Below are 16,233 nucleotides of genomic sequence, written 5' to 3' on the forward strand. Positions count from 1 at the left end.
CTCATCCGTTCTTTTCCAGATAGAATCCCCATACGCAGTTGGAGAACTCCCCGGCGGCAAAGCGGTGGATATGCCCGTCAATCTCCACCTGCCAGACCTCGAAGGTATGGTCTTGGTGATAGATCGGGTCTTGGACTTTTACTCGCTTGCCGGTGGTTTGCCAGTCGTAGTCAAAGATGTTCACACCAAACAATTTGCATTGACCGTCTGGGCCAAAAGTTTCATATTCCCAAGCCATGTGATGCCTCACAATCCCGTGCGCTGCCAGCCGTCCAGCCGCTCCTGAACCCCGTCGATCATCCAGCCCTCGCCCACACGCTTCATGAGGAAACGGCGGTCAAAGCCGGTGTTTTTCTCCCTGGTGTAGATGTAGAGCTTGTTCTTGGTGATCTGCTCCGCGTCAAGGAATTCTTCCCCGTTGTAGGTGCCCTGGGCACTGTATGAGAGGCCCAGAGGCCGATAGCCCAGACGGGGCTTTTCGCTCACATACTTCTCCCAGATCGCCAGCAGGCGGGGCACAGCCTCGGCATCTTCAAACCCGGCCTGCTCCATGTGCTGCTCCCATTCTGTCATCTCAGCAAAGAAAGCGGACAACACCCCGCGGCATTCCGCCGCCGCTTGTTCGTCCAGCGGGACGGGCTTTTTGGCCTTTTCCCGCTGGAGCTGGGAGAAGTGTTCCATCTGCTCCTTGGTGAATTGCACATGGGCCACCGGCTCGATGCGGTTGTTGCCAGCGATGGCCAGCAGGCCCTCATAGGTAACGGCGGTATGGTCGATCTGGATGTGGGAGAGCTTGGAGATGGAGGCCGCCTGGAGCAGACCGGCATCGTCCAGCCCGGTGCGGTTGAGCGTCAGAAGGTCCAGCTTGCAGCCTTGCAAGGCGGACAGGCCGCTGCCGTGGATGGCGGCGTTGCCGTCCAGCATCAGATAGCGTAGCTTGGGCATAGCGGAAAAAACGGGGAAACAGGCATCAGTGAGCGCGCCGTCCTCCACGCCGAAGTTGACCATGCTTTTATGTCCGGCAAAGGTGGCAAGCAGTTCATCCGTCACCGGATAGCCTTTCACATGAAAGCCCACCAGGGTGTAACCGGCCAGCTGCTCCATGATTTCTGGGGTCAGCTCCGGGACTTCAAATCGCTTTTCTCCGTCTAAGATCAGGACACCGCTCTCCCAGTTCACTGTCCGCGCCCGTTTTGGCCATGCCATCGCTGTTTCCCTCCTTACGCCTGCTCCTTATAGCTGGCTTCAATGTCGATGAAGCGCACATACACGGCGCAGATTTCACCTTTCGCGTCATAGCCGAAGTAGACCGGATAGTAGCCGTCCCCCCAGCCAGAGGCAAAGATGGGCAGATTACAGTCCGTGTCAGGCACCGTCCAGTTGAGCCAGTCGCCGTAGTCCCCCTGATATTTTGGGTGGGCTTTGGCGTTTTCCTCCAGGAGATCGCAGAACAGGTCGTTGTAGGGGTCGATGTCCGGGTCTTCTTCCAAACGCTTGGCCCAGTAGGTCTTGAAGGCCGCCTGGGTCTGGATGTCCGCAACACAGCCCATTCCAGCGTCTACGCCAAAGCCAAAATACTCGTCCTCGCCCAATTCCTCGTCCAGATCCTCTTAGCCGGTCATGCCCAGCTCATAGCGGACAGGCTTTTCCCGGCTAACTTCCACCTTGACACAGGCATAGCGATCACCATATTTCTCACTGGGCACCACACAGATCTTTACGGGATAAGTCCCGGCGGGGATTGTCTGTATAAAGGGCGGTGTGTCCTCCAGCTCCACCAGCGGATCGCAGGCGAAAATTGTTCCGGTAGGAAAGAGGACGGCCCCGATGTCCAGCACATCCACGCCCATATTCCCAATCACTTTCTCAGTGAAATGAGCGTCCAGGTCCGTTTTGCAGGCCAGTTTGTCCTTAACGGATTCATATTTGTTCAGCCATTCTGTTGTCGGCATACTCGTTTCCTCCTGTTGATTTGGTTTGAGCATAGGTCAGCTCTCTACAATGCGAACCTGTTTTCCTCCAATTTCAAATTCGAGCTTTACGCCGTAGTCCTCCGCCCACGCAGGGCACTTGCTGAGCAGGGCCAGGATGCGCTCATCCGGCTTCCGGCCAAGGGTCACACGCAAAATCACAGACCAGTCCCCATATTCCTTTTGAAACTCCTCACTCTGGGTGTGGTTCAGATAGCCCTCCATCTTGTCGAGCAGGGCCTTCTGCGTTTCCGGGGAGCCGTCAATGAAACCGTTGCAGACGAGGACCATCAAAACTTCCTTTGTTTCAGGTTTTTCCGCCAGAATGTCGATCTTATCCAGGTCGCCAAACATATTTTCAATGGACATTGTTTTCACCAGTCCCTTTCTCGGATGGCCTCCTCAATATCAATCGGAATGCCGAACCACTCCAGAATGTAGGCCACAGTGACTCCAATACAATCCCGGGCCACCGTTTCGATCTCGCTGTCGTTCTCGTAAAATTCGTCCTGGAGGTCATTGATGCCGCAGACAGCCTCATCCAGTTTTTCCTGCACCACTTCGGTGTCGGTTTCGCCGCTCTCCAGCAGGTCGATGACCTTCTGTAGTTCGTCCTTTACCTTGTCTACCAGAAAAGTAGGATAGTAATTGTCCTGATACATCTCGTCCAGCAGCTTGTAATTGGGGTCAAATGCTTTCATAGGGATTGCTCCTTTCTTAACCACATCAAAGTTCACTTGGATACCCGATTTTGTCCAGACCCGCCTTTATTTCTTCCCATTCATTGCGCTTAGGGTTCAACACAGCGACCAGTTCTTTTGTTACCGGAACCCCATCAGCAAGCTGGCGCACAGCCTCCAAAGGCAGGTCTGCTGGGTAAAACCACTTCCCGTAATCCACATAGCTCTGTGGATTACCATCAATCGTGGAGAGCAGATCTTTGGATGCGTCCTCGCCGTCCATGGGATTGCAGTGCCAGGTGGTGCCATCTTCCGTCCAGACGCAGAAGGTACTTTTCATCTTTTTGACTTCACGGCTGCCCATGAGCTTTTGCAAAGCAGAGGGCATTCCATCCGTCAGGTCTTCGATACGGGGAAATTTTTCCTCCCAGTCGTAGAGTTCGGAATCCACACCGTTGATTACACAGCCTTCCGGCGCAAACATGACGATCATGCTCTGGTCACTGCCATCAGTGGCAAAGAATGCCTCTTTGCCTTTTCGCCATGCGGGGTTGTATGTATAGTGGCGGATGAAGCTCCATTCTTCCTCCACCATGATTATGTCCAGAGCAGCCAGCCCTTTGCAGAAGTTTTTCAGGCGCTCCGCATTGGGAAGGCCAGATAAATCTTTTGTGGAAATCATTATGCTATCCTCCTTACCCCTCAATATTGGCAGTTTTGAGGCCCTTTTTCAAGGAGCCGTAGACCGTCACAGCATGGTCGGTGAACATCTCATCGCAGTCAAACCAGGCGGTGAAGCTGCCGCCAGAGGTGACGGACAGGCTCGTCAGGCTGATTCGCCGGGCAAGTTCGTCCTCTGTGATGGGGTCGGTTTCCGGATTGCGAGGGTTTTCCTCATCTTGGGAGAGCCAGTTGTTGGCCAGCTCGGTCAGGTTCTTGGCTGCAAGCTCCCGCATGGCCTTATCCCAGGTGTCACAGTCGGCCAGCAGCTTTTTGGCGGCGCTGCGGGCGCGGGTCCAGGAGGGCTTGCTTTCGGCATTGACCTCCAGAGAAAGGCTCACATCCTTTCCGCACCACTGGATTTCGCCCTCGAAGGTATCATAGTCCTTGTCCAGTGTCAGTTCTCCCAGCACCTGGTCCTGGATCACCACCGGCTTGTGGTACTCGTCCAGAACGGCCTGGAGTTCCGGGCAGTCCTCGTGGGCCTTGACCACCTGGGAGATACACCAGGGCTGCACCACCAGATCCTTTGCCCATTCTTCCTTCATCCGGCGGATCTTCAGGCGGCAGATATGCTCGCTTTGAAAGCGTCCCCAGCCCTTGTCGCTGTTACGCTCCTCGTCGGTGACCGGCCATTCCAGATGCTCCTCTTTGGTGCTAACCTTGCCGGTGTCACAGAACACCATACCCAGTGTCACAACGGTCATTTCCCAAAACTTGCCTTTCCAGTTATATCCGCCCCCAATGCAGCGATTGATCAGAGCGACCACTTCCTGCTCCTCGGGCTCGTACATCTCATAGAATTCTTCAAACATTGGTGCAGTCCTCCTTATCCCGCCGTCTGGCTGCGGTACTTCTTCTCCAGCGCGGTGTACCACCGATTCAGCATGGTTTCCAGACTGGTTTTTCCTTTCCGATCATAAAAAGCAAGGAACTTGTCCAGCAACTCAGGAAACAAATTCTTACCGATATTTGTCAGATCCTGATTGAGGTAGACCATCCGCAGGATACGGCCCTGCCGGTCCAGAGGATTCTTTTTCAGCAGCTCCTTTTCAAAGCAGAAGCGCAGAAACTCCACATTCTCATCGTAAAAGTCCTCCACCACAGCCGCGCCAATGCTGGTGTAGGTGATGTCGTACACCAAACGGCTCCAGTCAAATTTCTCAGCATAGAGCAGTTTCAGCGCCTTCGCCCAGTGTTCCTCCGGGATCACCAGCATCCTGTGCTGGGCAGTGCTGGAGTAGCCGCGGTAGACGGGTTCCGGCTGCCCCAGCAGTTCACTCACACTGTCGGCGTAGACGAAGCACAGCTCCTCATCGAACAGGCCGCCGATAAAGTTGCCGTTGCAGTACAACATATAATTCTTGGACTTGGCCGGAGAATAAGAGAGGTTATATTCCTGCGAGTCCAGGATTTTATGTACTTTATTCAAAAAATCTATGGATGTCATCGGTTTGCTCCTTATTCCTCAAACTCGCCCTCGATCATCCCGTTCAGATACCGGCCGGGATCAGCGATAAATTCCTCCCATTTGGCCAGGGGGTGGAACTCCTCATGCTCGATGTCCAGATACCACAGCTTTTTGTCCCTGGGGCTCCACAGCAGCAGGTAGTCGCTGTAATTGTCCATGGCCGCCATGAGGGAGAGCAGCTTCTTCCGCTTCCAGGTCATCTCCTGCACATCCATGTAGGAATACAACTCCACCCACTTAACCCACTCCTGCTCCGGAAACTCCAGCCGCAGGGGGCCGGTTTTCAGATATTCCACCAGCTTGGCGGGCAGTTTATAGGGCATGAGCTGCCGAATCTTTTCCTGTTCGTTGTGCCATTCCTCCGGTTCCAGGGCTTTTAAGTAGTCGGCCAGCTCCCGATTTTTGTTCTGCACTGCCACGGTGTAAGGCCGGTCGCCGTATTTGTCAGCAATGGTGATGTCGGCTCCTTGCTCAATGAGCCAGCGCACCATGGGGAGATTTTTGTGTCGGACAGCTTCAGTGACAGCGGTAGAGGCGTTCGGAAACACCATGTCCGGCTTGTGGTAATTGATGTCTGCCCCTTTTTCCAGAAGCAGCTGGGCAAGTTTGGTATTGCCCTCGGACACAGCGGCCCGGAATGCCTCGCCGCCAAACTTGTCCACCGCGATCCCGGCTTGCTCCAACACCGGGATATTCTCCGCTCGCTGTCCCCAGCGCACTTCCTGAAAAGCACGCTCTTTCTGCTTTGGGCTGAGTTTTGCGGCCTGTCCAGCAAAGAGGGCCACCACCTCCGGCCCACAACAGCGGGCGGCGGTGAGTAGCAGGGGCTGTTCCTCTGCCAGAGCGGGATCAGCTCCATGCTCCAGCAGGAAGTGGATCATGGGCACATCATTCCGAAAAACCGCGATCTCCAATGGCATCAGCTTGATGTATTCGCTGAGCTGGATGGGAACATCTAAATCCAGACCGCCTTGGAGCAGCGCCTCCAGCTTGGGAGCGTCATGGTCACAGATGGCGGCAGCTGTTTCCGGGAGGGTCTCCCAGCGGCCAATATATGCAATTTGGTACATAAGGCACCTGCTTTCTCGACTTGTACTCATTCATCCCCGAACCGCTCAGCAGCATCTTTGTAAACCGTAATACTTTCTTCCACTTTCACTTTTTCACTGCGAATACGGAAGTAGTCCCGCAGAATGTGCTTCAGTTCCGGGTTTTCCACCTTGCGGGGCAGCAGGCTGATGAGCATTTCGTCATAGCTTCCATACAGCACACCGCCCCGGTTGTAGGTCTGCCATGTCACCGTAGGTTTGCGGCCCTCCGGGTTCTTGGCCAGATCAAAGAGCCACCGCTCATCCAGCTCCACATACCGTTCAAACATGAACCTTGTGTCATAGGTTCCATAGCTATAATCGCCCCAGAAAATCAGAGCGATCATTCCATCCGGGCCCAAGCGTTCATAGGTCCAGCCTTCCGGATAACAGCGGTAATGGAGCATTCCCAGCGCATGGAACAAATAGCCTTTTTGTGGCGTATCCAGAAGGGGCGAATAGGTCTCATACACCTGCTCCTTGGGCTGGGTAATGATCGCCTTCATAAAGACCGGCATCAGCCAGCTGCCGCCATAGCGTTCATTCAGTTCATCAGCCAATGCTTGCAGCCGCTCATCCGGGTTGCGGATCAGGGAGGCGGTCAGCACTACAGCGGGAATTTTCTCTTTTTCCTTGGGTGTGGCATCCCAAATGCGAAGCCCGTCCGTGATCCACCAGGAGGTACAATCATCATCAGAATAAACAGGCGTGCGTTTCAGCTGGCCGATCCGCCGGGTATTTTCCGCCAGGAAGCGGTAGACCTCCAGCATTTTTGGCGAGGCTTTCCCCAACGTCAAATGGAAACAGAAGTTTAGTTGTTCGATATCCAGTGGCTTTGTGTCCCCCTCGTCCAGCAGCTGGGAGAGAGTCTTCAGAATAACCGGGGCGATCTGCTCCGATACACAGTCGGAACAGGCATCCGACATGATATTGCTGCCCATCCATTTGCCCTTGACCAGCTTGGCCCACAGTGGGGCAGCAGGGGCATACTCCAGCTGCGCCAAAGCCTTTTGAGCAGCCGTTTTGCACTTGCCCTTTTCTGTATTCACAAGCTGGAGAAGCAGTTCGCCGTTTGCTTCCTCTTTACCCAGCGCCAAAATGGCCTGTTCTCGCTTTACACCCTTGGGAGGCAGTTGTTCTAAAGTCATCGTAGTATTCATAGCGTCTCATCCTCGTTCATAAGTTGTCCCTGCACCTCTCTGGGCAGGTCGTTCCACAAAATATCGTATGTAAAATCCCGAATCTCCGGGTAACACTCCCGTGCGGTCTTTTCCGCAATATCTCTATTCAGGTAGTGCATCTCTTGGTGGAAAAACCAGTTGAGTTTTTCCATCAGCCGATAGAGTCGGATCTGTTCTTCTTGGGTCATGGGATTGCTCCTCCTATTTCAATTTCAGCACAAATTCCCAGATACTCACCACAATCAGGAGGCCACCCAACAGGAAGAAAACCACACGCCGGTATCCTTTGCTGTGGCGGTGGGCATCCCGCGTACCAGTGGGGTCGCAGAGCCAGTTCCAGTTGCGGATCGCTCCAATCAAAATCACGGCCCCGATGAGCACCGAGGCAATGTACCAATGCTCTTGCAAAAATGCTGTGATCTGTTCGCTGTTCATTCTACTTCCTCCTCACGCAAATACCTGCTGATATTTCTCTTTTCATACTGTGCGACTTTTTTAGGTCTGCTGGTGCTGCATGGACACGATATGACAGTCCGGGCAGAATTCCACATAGAGCGTGCCCTCCGCACAGTCAAACACCATATCCCACTGGATTTGGGCCAGATACTTCATGGGCTTGCCGCAGTGAAGACAGGTAGTATATTCCGCGTCCTGCACCCAATTGGCAAAGCCGCCGATGGTATTCACATCCTGGCAGGCCGCACCGTAAAACAGGGGCACAGGCGCTTCGCCCAGCACAAAGGGATTTTCCGTGAGGGCCTTGTACTCCTCGGGACTGACATAGCAATCCGTCTTCTCCGCGCCGTCAAATAGCTCATCGGGAAAGACCTCCACGCCGCCATCCAGGGTAAACCGGTTGAAGGCGGGGCCTTTGAGGAATCCCACGCAGCTGGGGCAGCAGGTGGCAGTCAGGATACCATCCAACCCCAGAAATTTCAGGCGCTCATCCCGGCCGTCCAGCACCAATATATCCACCATGCGTCCGCCGCAGTGGGGACAGGTATCTTCCCGTTCTCGGCCAATGCGGACGGGAGATTTCTCGCCAGTGGTTCCCTTGACCATAGGATAGCAGGTGTCGAAGTTGAGTTGGATTTTCTGGCCCTCCTTGTCGAAGGTCCAGCCTCCGATCTGCGCATAGCTGGATGGGTCTACATAGAGGCCCTTGCGCCAGGGCCGGGGATTTCGCTCCAGCTCCAGCAGAGTCTCCATTGCCTTGTCATCTCCTTGCATAGCAAGGCAACTCATCAGGTTGGAGGCCGCGCTGGAATATTCCGCGGACAACAGCGCATGAATCAGACCATCTCGCACATCGGCGGGAGCGTGATAATAGATTTCACAGGGCCAAAACACCTCTGCGGCCAGTGCCATCCGCTGAATCTCTGGGGTGATGACATCATGGTAGCCAAGCAGCTGCCAAAAGTCGGCGAACTCTGGGTCCTCCATATCAGCCAGCCTCTGGATGTTCTGTATCAAGTTTCTTTGTTTTTCGACAATTTGTTCCGGCGTCCAGGCCAGAGCAGCTTGCCGTTCTTGCTCGCACTTACATTTCCAACACAATCCCTCATAACCCAATGGGGTTCCACAGCTGGGGCAGGTATATTTCAGACTCATGTTCTCATACTCCTTTCAGGCAATAAAAAAGCCCCACGCCGCACTGTCATAAAGACAGGCTGACGCAGGACATGAAGAAGCCGCGTTGAAGGAGCCGCATCCACCAGCAGATGTAGTTTCTTCAACAACCAAAATATTTTTTTCGTATCTTAAAGCAGCAAATTGCTGTTCAATATATTTGTTCATAGCGGCACCATTTGTTCTGAGCATAGTTTTATATTTTATTATATCACAGCACTCCTTCAATGAAAATATTTTGTTGGAAATGCCAATGAAAAATTTTTGTGAATTTGTTAAGGCGTAGGGGTTGTTATTTCCATAGTATCTGGATGGATCAGAGTGATTGCTTTTCCATTCCGTAAGGCATAATTGACTGTCTGTGCTGTGCCTGAGCGCAGCTTTTTCTGATTATCAAACACACTGATGATGTACTCTGCATGATCGACCATATAATAATTTCTTTTTTTATAACTGGAAACATCCGCAGAATGTGAAATAACAATAGAATCGTTTGCGTTTTGGATCAGCTTTTTCAATCTATGTCTACTCTGATCCGGCCATTTAGAGTCATAGCCGATGAAGGGAATTACAACGATAATTTTAATATCCTCGTATCCTGTTTGTGCTCTCAATGTTAGCAGTTGTTCTCCACCCCACATATCCACATCAAGAGCACCGCCGACAAAAAAAGTACGGACAAATTTCTCGTCATGGAGTATGCGAAACTGCTCCAGGAGACATTCTTTTAGCTTTTGGCATAGAGGATCTTCCTCGTTATATCCAAAGCAAAATCTTGTTGGTCTGTGGCCGGTAATGGCACAGGCATACTGATTCATACAAATCACCCTTGATAACTGCCTTGATTACGCATATAAAGCAAAAATAACGCAAATAATAATGCGTATAAAGGTTATATTACAAAATTATAACACAACACATACGAAGTATCAAGAATTGCTTTCTGCTATGCTAAAAGAGCAGAGAGGTGAGCGTATGGACGAAGAATTTATCCGCAATCGAATCACAGAATTACGATTGAAAAAAGGCGTTTCAGAATATCAGATGAGCATGGAGTTAGGGCAGAACAGAAGCTATATTCAGGCAATTTCTTCCGGGCGTTCTATGCCGTCTATGAAGCAGTTTCTCAACATCTGTGAGTATTTTGAAATCACGCCGCTTCAATTTTTTGATGCACAGGAGAATAACCCTCAGCTTATCAAGAAGGCTTTGGACGGAATGAGAAAGATGTCAGATGACGATCTGATTATGCTGATTGGTTTTATAAGTCGCTTAAACACAGAAAACTAACGATAGGAGGCAGTAAGCGTCCCGTCGTTAGTTTTTTCATTTTATACGCAGCATATTGTGGCAAGCAATGCTTGTGGCTATCCATTTCGCCACAAACTGCTTGTTGAGGGCAGTGCCCCCAAGCCCCTTTGAACACAGAATTTCATTCTGTGGCTGCGCGTTCTGCGAACGCTTTTGACCAGGACCAGCTTATCGCTGGCCGTGGTCTTTTTCTTTTTCAACATCCTGTTCTACCTCCATTTTCAGCACCCGATCCACATTGGCCTTTGCCGTTAAAAGCTCCCGCATTTCCTCACGGGAACGCCGGTACTCGGCATAGGTCTTTTTCTTTTCTTCCAGCAATTTCGCATACTCCGTCTGCAACTCTTTGACCTTAGGCAGCTTCTTGACTCCCATTTCATCAAAGGCATTCTTAGCAGCCTGGTGGAGCAGAATTTCTTCCTCATGTTCTTCCCGGAATTTCTTAGAGTAGCCGGCCTTGCGGTATGCCACATAGACCTCACGGGTCTTGGCATAATTTACGATGTGAGTACGCAGAACAGCAATCTCTGCCATGCGCTTTTCAGCCGCTTTGATCTGCGCCGAAAGCTCATTGTGATGTGCTGTGGCATCCGCAGTCTTTTCTTCTAAAATCGCATACTCCAACAGGTTATTCTCTGACAGGTAATTCATGGTCTGCGCCATTTGCTTCAGATTGAAAACCTTAGCCCATCGAGCATAGCCAGCCCCTTTTCCTGCCTGCAATTTTGCCTGAATGTCCACCAGCAGATTGACCTTCGGCGGCTCTGCCTGTGCGACCACTTTCTTTCGTGGGGTATGTGCTTTCTTCCCGGAGAGAACCGCCTGCAAATCATCTAATCCATATCCTTCGCCCAGGCTGTCCATACGGGCGGCTTTTTCCCAACCGGGGAGCTTCAGACGATACGATTTTCCGCGCTTTGATACCTCACAGCCGGACTCTTGCAGCAGCTTCAGCAACGCCTCAAAGTCAGTAGGACTTTGTGATAATGCGTTGTCAATCGTCACACGAAGCAGCTCTCGGTGAGAGGGCTTTGCCTGATCGCCCAGCCATTTGTTATAGCTCTTTCCGTGAGGGTTCGGATTCTCCACAATGGACAGTCCGTTTTCAACGCAGATGGTGTCACTTAACTGTCGGACTGCCTTGGTGCTGCCCCAAAAGTTTCGGAATTTCCGGTCATATTCTAAGCTGACCGATGACCAGATAATGTGATTATGAATGTGCGACTTGTCTATGTGAGTGCAGACCACAAAGGCATGATTGCCTTTGGTAAAACGCTTGGCAAATTCTACGCCCAGCCGATTGGCTTCCTCCGGTGTGATCTCACCGGGGCGGAACGACTGGCGCACATGATAGGCAATCACATCATCCGCACCTCGCACTCGTCCGGTCGCGGCAATGTACTGCCGCTTTGCCAGAAGGAACTCCGCATCCGCAGTCCGACTGTCACACGCATAGCCGGTAATGAGCCTGCCGTTATCTGTTTTCTTTGGGTTGGCCACATAGTCGATGATGTCACTGATCGCCCGACTTTCTGTGCGGCCCTTGCCGACATGAAGCGGCATGATTCTTGTGGTTGCCATAGGTCAGACCTCCTTTCCGAAAAGAAAACGGCCTGCCGTAGCAGACCGCGTTCTTTTAACCTTTTTGACTTCCGATAATATTGCCGTTTGACTTCCGAAAATATTAAAGTTTTACTTCCGACTTTATTTTCGTTTTACTTCCGAAAATATTGTAGTTTCACTTCCGATTTTACAGAAACAAGATGTCAAACATCCCGTTTCTTTATCCATACACCCGATCCTGAATGGCAAATTTCAAACTCTGCACCTTGCCCAGCAGCCCGATTGCAGCCAGCGGCAATCCCATAGGGCTAATCAAAAATGCCATAACCAGCAAAATGAATGTGCGACTTGTCTATGTGAGTACAGACCACAAAGGCATGATTTCCCTTGGTAAAACGCTTGGCAAATTCTACGCCCAGCCTGTTTGCTTCTTCCGGGGTGATTTTGCCGGGGCGGAAAGACTGGCACGCATGATAGGCAATCACATCATCCGCACCTCCTACTCGCCCGGTAGCGGCAATATACTGCCTCTTTGCCAGAAGAAACACTGCATCCGCAGTCCTGCTATCACAAGCATAGCCGGTAATGAGTCTGCCATTATCTGTTTTCTTTGAATTGGCCACATAGTCGATGATGTCACTGATCGCCCGACTTTCTGTGCGGCCCTTGCCGACATGAAGCGGCATGATTTTTGTGGTTGCCATAGGTCAGACCTCCTTTCCGAAAAGAAAGCGGCCTGCCGTAGCAGACCGCTTTCGCTATTCTATAAAACTTTCTTCATCGAAAAATTGAACTCATCATCTTCTAAGTGCCTTGGTGGAAATCTCATTTCATATTGCTCTTGCGCCAATGCACGGACATTAGGCCGCCTATCTTTTAGTCGATTTTTCAGCCAGGACAATTGCTCTTTCGATAGCCCCCATGGAAGATTCAAAAGACGATTCAGTGTCATCAGTTCAGCCTGCTTTTCTGATGGTAGCGAAGCACAGGATTTACAAATGTGGGCTGCATGACCTTTGCCTGAAAATTTTTCGTTGGCTTTGTATTCGCCACAAATTTTACAATAGTGTCCATGCTTTTTCATAAGCTGATGCCCTTCTCGCAAAGAACATATAACCTGCGAATTGCTTTCATAATCACATCCCATTCCAAATCAGAAGCATAAGAAAACTTTTTGCGGTATGCCTCCCAAAGTTTTTGCATAACTGAATCATTTTCCACTTCGTCAAAAACTTCTTCAGCCTGGTTAAGATACTTCTCCGATCCCCGTTTATGAGCAGTTGCCAGAAGCGCATCATGTAAAATTTTCGGGTTCAGCGTAGTTCCATGCAGCTGTTCTAAAATGTAAATATCGTAGAAATCTCTCATGCGGGTATTGGTTGTGGCTCTGGTAATAATGGTTTCCAGTTTTTCTGCCAGCACAGTTTCTAAATTATAAGCCCAAATATCAATGGAGCGATCTTCCAACATAAGTTTGAATGAATACCGGACCTCTCTTGGAGTAATTGCATCTCCCGTAGAAATATCAATTTTCAAAGGGGTCACTACACCATCGAATGTTGTACTCATGCTGACACGAATACCTGGATACTCTGCTTCATCCATAATCTCCGAAATACTTTTTAGCTGAAATTTAACACCATCATCAATCGGAACAGTTACGATTGATGAAATTAGATTCTCAATATCCTCCACATTGACATTGGCTCCTTTTATGGTTGCATCCAAATCCATCGTAGAACGAGCATCCAATCCAACCATAGCTGCTACCAACATACCACCCTTCAAGATAAACTTATCACGATATTCAGAAAGAGAAATACGCTCCAAAAAACGCTCCATCATGTAGTTCCTCATTAAAATCTGAGCATCTGCGGATTTTTCTCTGGAAAGGTTTCGTATTAAATCTTTAAGCTGCCTTGCTGTTTTTATCATAAAAGTACCTCCAAATACTGTCGTAAAATTTTTTCCACCTTGAACATCCCAGCATATTGCATTAAAGCACGCAGGTTCTTATCTTTTCTACGGGCATAAGATTTTAGCGCTCCCTGAAAGGTCTGAATTTCAATTCTGCTGCGGCTTCTGAGCAAATCACAGATCGTTCGCTCCATATCATAAACCGGCACAGTATGCCCGAACGGAGTTTTCGCTGTTGTAAGTCCTACATCATGTAAGTCTGCTTTAATCGTAAAAACTTGAATGCCTTCTGCTTTCATTTTGCTTGGATTGCATCCAGTTTTGACCGTAACTGTATATTCTATTGGCTCACGGTCTGTCAGATCGTGAAAAAATAAAGCTGTTTCATGTGAAAATACTGCTTGTTCAAATCGCAAATGAAGCAGATACATGGCATCCACCCAGGAATCTTTGGACAGATAAATCCCATGTGCGACTCTATCCAAATCTCGTGAACGCACATAATCATAAAATACCGGCTTTGAAATTCCAGAAGATACGACCTGTGATGTTCGTAGCATTCCTTCTTGTGCTGTTAGCATCTGATCCAGCTGTTCAAATTGTCCCATCATATCACTTCCTTTCGCACTAATATTATACGCGATATTAGTTTAAAAGTAAAGTCGTGGATATATAGTTCCTCTTCCCAAATTTAACAGACGGTGTTTGGCATTTTGTGGCTTTGCGTATTTTTTATCCATAAACCCAATCCTGAATGGCAAATTTCAAACTCTGCACCTTGCCCAGCAGCCAGATCGCAGCCAGCGGCACCCCCATCGGGCTAATCAAAAATGCCATAACCAGCAAAATTACACCATTCTGCGGGGAATAGGTAATAAGCACAGCCACGCCAAGCAGAGCAATCACCATGCTGAACAACCCAAGCACCAGACCGGATATGTAGATCAGCCCCGTGCAGAGCCAGACAAAAAGTGTCAGCACCAAAATGACCGGTGCAGTTACGATCATCAGCAGGCATTTCAAAATCTTCATTCCAGTTCCTCCTTCCAACCCTCCAGATGCCGTTTGCACAGGGCATCCGCTTCTCTCTCATCATCTTCCGTCACTTCCCGTTTGCCTTTGGTCAGTTCAATCTCCAGATAAGTCCGGTAATCATCGGCTAAGAGGTCGAACAGCTCCTTGGGAGTATGGCACACCTCGCCGGTGCAATAGTGAAAGTCTTGGTCAAATTCAACCCTTACACATCCATGATGGCTGATATAAACTTCGATGGTCTCGTCTGCGGTTAGGTAGTCCGCAAAAATCTCCAGCACTTTTTCAAAGGTCAGCATCTGTTTTCACTCCTTTGCTACACTTCTATTCTACTCTTATTATCCAGTACGGACAGGCAAAAGACAAGGATACCGGCAAAAAGAAAAAGCGGAGGGAGGTGCGGCGAAGAAACGCCGTTCCTCCCTCCGCAAATGGAGTATCTATCCCTATTATGAAAGTTTAGAAAGCTGGGTAAGGATTTCCTTCACACCCTCCCACAGTTGTTCCTGCCGCTGGGATATATCCTCCAAGTCAGCATCATAAACCCGCCCTGTCTCATGCACTTTACGGGTCAGCTGATTCAAATTGTTGCTGCTTCGGCGCATCAGAGAGACCAGCTCTTTTAATTCCGGCAGTTCCAGCTTGACCACATACCCATCCAGTGCCATTTTTCTTAGATAGGCTTCACGGTTTGAGGTTCCAAGCTGAGACATTTTTTGCTCAATCACAGCAAGCTCCTCCGATGAAACTCTAAAGTTTAATTGCATATCCCTCTTACGCTTTGCCATAGTTATCTCTCCGGTCCCTGTTTCTTCGGGGCGGCAGGCTTATGGGCAGGCAGTTCCTGCTTAAGCTTTTGCAGGACAGAGCCTTTTTCTTTCTCCTGGACGGTCTTTCGAGCCTGTCTTGCAAACAGGTCTACAAGTCCCGGATTGACCTGGTCCACTACCAGATAAGCATTGCGGCGAAACGATTCTTTGTCCTCCGGCATAGGAATGGTCTTTGCCCATGCTTTGTTGTCACGGGAGATCCGCCCATCTGCATCCTTATGCTGAATGGTATTGGCGAGAATAAAGTTCATTCGCTCCGGTCCGAATTTCTCCATGACCTCCTGCACCGCAGAAGCGGTATCCAGTCGGTTGTCTCCGTAGTGGGCGCTGATCGCCTGCTCAATGGCAACTTTACAGGAAAAATTCGCCTGATCAGACAGCCAATATGCGTCTGTTTCTCCATGCTTAGTCGCGTATGAAGCAGAATGAAGATAAACTACCATAGGATTAAGTTCTTCTGGTTCTCTGCATACCTCATTGGCTCGGCTTTCAATGCTGTCCCGGATCACATCCATATAGCCGGTCTCCAGCTTTTCAAAATAGCGGTACACATCCGCCAGCGGCGAGGGAGATTCCAAAAGCGCCTTGGCCTGGGCGTCGGTCAGCTCCAGTTCCTCCATCGCCATCACGATGTCCTCACGGATGGTGTACTCATAGGTGTGGTGCAGGATTTCTTCCGGGGGCTGGCTTTTCAGCCAGTCCCTGTATTTATCCTGCTCAGCAGCCATCTTTTCATAAAGAGCTGTATTCAGATCGTTGGTATTCATGTTATCGCACCTCCTCATGCTGTTTTGGTTTCTTGTCGGTACTGCGGGGCGGCACCGGGCGTTTCAGATGATCC

23 protein-coding genes and 3 pseudogenes are annotated in these 16,233 nt (G+C 50.1%); 1 reads left to right on the forward strand and 25 read right to left on the reverse strand.

What is annotated here, in order from left to right:
- Position 1: 1 nt before the first annotated feature.
- The 15 genes and pseudogenes from ACK2JC_RS13850 to ACK2JC_RS13920 form a co-directional block, all read right to left on the reverse strand.
- Entirely contained in the window at positions 2 to 238 is a 237-nt protein-coding gene (locus ACK2JC_RS13850; protein WP_271937976.1) for a hypothetical protein, read from the reverse strand.
- A gap of 8 nt (positions 239 to 246) precedes the next feature.
- Positions 247 to 1,206 carry an NTF2 fold immunity protein gene (locus tag ACK2JC_RS13855; RefSeq protein WP_368271116.1) on the reverse strand — a complete coding sequence of 320 codons (960 nt, stop codon included), beginning with the start codon at positions 1,204 to 1,206 and terminating at the stop codon, positions 247 to 249.
- 14 nt (positions 1,207 to 1,220) lie between these two features.
- Positions 1,221 to 1,985 (reverse strand): annotated as a pseudogene (locus ACK2JC_RS13860) (DUF4241 domain-containing protein).
- 3 nt (positions 1,986 to 1,988) lie between these two features.
- Positions 1,989 to 2,339, reverse strand: a complete 351-nt coding sequence (locus ACK2JC_RS13865; protein ID WP_204659651.1) for a DUF6572 domain-containing protein — start codon at positions 2,337 to 2,339, stop codon at positions 1,989 to 1,991.
- Between the two features lie 5 nt (positions 2,340 to 2,344).
- On the reverse strand, positions 2,345 to 2,671 hold the full coding sequence (locus ACK2JC_RS13870) for a DUF5713 family protein (RefSeq protein ID WP_368271117.1): 327 nt from the start codon (positions 2,669 to 2,671) through the stop codon (positions 2,345 to 2,347).
- Positions 2,672 to 2,696: 25 nt separating this feature from the next.
- Complete coding sequence (locus tag ACK2JC_RS13875) at positions 2,697 to 3,332, reverse strand: hypothetical protein (RefSeq protein ID WP_368271118.1); 636 nt, start codon at positions 3,330 to 3,332, stop codon at positions 2,697 to 2,699.
- 13 nt (positions 3,333 to 3,345) lie between these two features.
- The gene (locus tag ACK2JC_RS13880) at positions 3,346 to 4,185 is read right to left on the reverse strand and encodes a DUF2262 domain-containing protein (RefSeq protein ID WP_368271119.1); all 840 of its coding nucleotides are present in this window, start codon (positions 4,183 to 4,185) and stop codon (positions 3,346 to 3,348) included.
- 14 nt (positions 4,186 to 4,199) lie between these two features.
- Complete coding sequence (locus ACK2JC_RS13885; protein WP_368271120.1) at positions 4,200 to 4,820, reverse strand: hypothetical protein; 621 nt, start codon at positions 4,818 to 4,820, stop codon at positions 4,200 to 4,202.
- Between the two features lie 11 nt (positions 4,821 to 4,831).
- A complete protein-coding gene (locus ACK2JC_RS13890; protein ID WP_368271121.1) occupies positions 4,832 to 5,911 on the reverse strand; it encodes an ankyrin repeat domain-containing protein in 1,080 nt (359 codons plus the stop codon).
- A gap of 26 nt (positions 5,912 to 5,937) precedes the next feature.
- On the reverse strand, positions 5,938 to 7,089 hold the full coding sequence (locus tag ACK2JC_RS13895; protein WP_368271122.1) for a hypothetical protein: 1,152 nt from the start codon (positions 7,087 to 7,089) through the stop codon (positions 5,938 to 5,940).
- Complete coding sequence (locus ACK2JC_RS13900; RefSeq protein ID WP_008982527.1) at positions 7,086 to 7,298, reverse strand: hypothetical protein; 213 nt, start codon at positions 7,296 to 7,298, stop codon at positions 7,086 to 7,088. Before ACK2JC_RS13900 ends, ACK2JC_RS13895 begins: the two co-directional genes overlap by 4 nt.
- Before the next feature lie 13 nt (positions 7,299 to 7,311).
- On the reverse strand, positions 7,312 to 7,545 hold the full coding sequence (locus ACK2JC_RS13905; protein WP_368271123.1) for a cytochrome D ubiquinol oxidase subunit II: 234 nt from the start codon (positions 7,543 to 7,545) through the stop codon (positions 7,312 to 7,314).
- 60 nt (positions 7,546 to 7,605) lie between these two features.
- Entirely contained in the window at positions 7,606 to 8,721 is a 1,116-nt protein-coding gene (locus ACK2JC_RS13910) for a hypothetical protein (protein WP_368271124.1), read from the reverse strand.
- A 15-nt stretch (positions 8,722 to 8,736) separates the two neighbouring features.
- Positions 8,737 to 8,907 (reverse strand): hypothetical protein, encoded by a 171-nt coding sequence (locus ACK2JC_RS13915; RefSeq protein ID WP_007037462.1) that lies wholly within the window; start codon positions 8,905 to 8,907, stop codon positions 8,737 to 8,739.
- A gap of 107 nt (positions 8,908 to 9,014) precedes the next feature.
- Positions 9,015 to 9,557: an SLOG family protein gene (locus tag ACK2JC_RS13920; protein WP_368271125.1), complete on the reverse strand. Its 543-nt coding sequence runs from the start codon at positions 9,555 to 9,557 to the stop codon at positions 9,015 to 9,017.
- Between the two features lie 157 nt (positions 9,558 to 9,714).
- On the opposite strand from ACK2JC_RS13920, the gene ACK2JC_RS13925 reads away from it, so the two are divergent.
- A complete protein-coding gene (locus ACK2JC_RS13925; protein ID WP_002576937.1) occupies positions 9,715 to 10,029 on the forward strand; it encodes a helix-turn-helix domain-containing protein in 315 nt (104 codons plus the stop codon).
- A gap of 189 nt (positions 10,030 to 10,218) precedes the next feature.
- Here ACK2JC_RS13925 and ACK2JC_RS13930 read toward each other — a convergent pair whose 3' ends face one another.
- The 10 genes and pseudogenes from ACK2JC_RS13930 to ACK2JC_RS13975 form a co-directional block, all read right to left on the reverse strand.
- On the reverse strand, positions 10,219 to 11,631 hold the full coding sequence (locus ACK2JC_RS13930) for a relaxase/mobilization nuclease domain-containing protein (protein WP_368271126.1): 1,413 nt from the start codon (positions 11,629 to 11,631) through the stop codon (positions 10,219 to 10,221).
- A gap of 202 nt (positions 11,632 to 11,833) precedes the next feature.
- Positions 11,834 to 11,950: pseudogene (locus ACK2JC_RS13935) on the reverse strand (CD1845 family protein); the annotation flags it as partial.
- Positions 11,949 to 12,317, reverse strand: a pseudogene (locus ACK2JC_RS13940) (relaxase/mobilization nuclease domain-containing protein); the annotation flags it as partial. The pseudogenes ACK2JC_RS13940 and ACK2JC_RS13935, both read right to left, overlap by 2 nt.
- A 59-nt stretch (positions 12,318 to 12,376) precedes the next feature.
- Positions 12,377 to 12,697 carry a hypothetical protein gene (locus ACK2JC_RS13945; protein ID WP_368271127.1) on the reverse strand — a complete coding sequence of 107 codons (321 nt, stop codon included), beginning with the start codon at positions 12,695 to 12,697 and terminating at the stop codon, positions 12,377 to 12,379.
- Positions 12,694 to 13,548, reverse strand: a complete 855-nt coding sequence (locus tag ACK2JC_RS13950) for a nucleotidyl transferase AbiEii/AbiGii toxin family protein (protein ID WP_117502836.1) — start codon at positions 13,546 to 13,548, stop codon at positions 12,694 to 12,696. Before ACK2JC_RS13950 ends, ACK2JC_RS13945 begins: the two co-directional genes overlap by 4 nt.
- Positions 13,545 to 14,141, reverse strand: coding sequence for a type IV toxin-antitoxin system AbiEi family antitoxin domain-containing protein (locus ACK2JC_RS13955; RefSeq protein ID WP_226861343.1), 597 nt, complete (start codon positions 14,139 to 14,141; stop codon positions 13,545 to 13,547). The genes ACK2JC_RS13950 and ACK2JC_RS13955 overlap by 4 nt, the downstream gene beginning before the upstream one ends.
- Positions 14,142 to 14,262: 121 nt before the next feature.
- Positions 14,263 to 14,562, reverse strand: a complete 300-nt coding sequence (locus ACK2JC_RS13960; RefSeq protein ID WP_368271128.1) for a CD1845 family protein — start codon at positions 14,560 to 14,562, stop codon at positions 14,263 to 14,265.
- The gene (locus tag ACK2JC_RS13965) at positions 14,559 to 14,861 is read right to left on the reverse strand and encodes a hypothetical protein (protein ID WP_368271129.1); all 303 of its coding nucleotides are present in this window, start codon (positions 14,859 to 14,861) and stop codon (positions 14,559 to 14,561) included. The genes ACK2JC_RS13960 and ACK2JC_RS13965 overlap by 4 nt, the downstream gene beginning before the upstream one ends.
- Before the next feature lie 150 nt (positions 14,862 to 15,011).
- On the reverse strand, positions 15,012 to 15,350 hold the full coding sequence (locus ACK2JC_RS13970) for a plasmid mobilization protein (protein WP_215629886.1): 339 nt from the start codon (positions 15,348 to 15,350) through the stop codon (positions 15,012 to 15,014).
- 2 nt (positions 15,351 to 15,352) lie between these two features.
- Entirely contained in the window at positions 15,353 to 16,159 is an 807-nt protein-coding gene (locus ACK2JC_RS13975) for a DUF3848 domain-containing protein (protein ID WP_368271130.1), read from the reverse strand.
- Positions 16,160 to 16,233 lie beyond the last annotated feature (74 nt).

The organism is Enterocloster lavalensis (assembly GCF_046603895.1).
GTDB lineage: Bacteria > Bacillota > Clostridia > Lachnospirales > Lachnospiraceae > Enterocloster > Enterocloster lavalensis.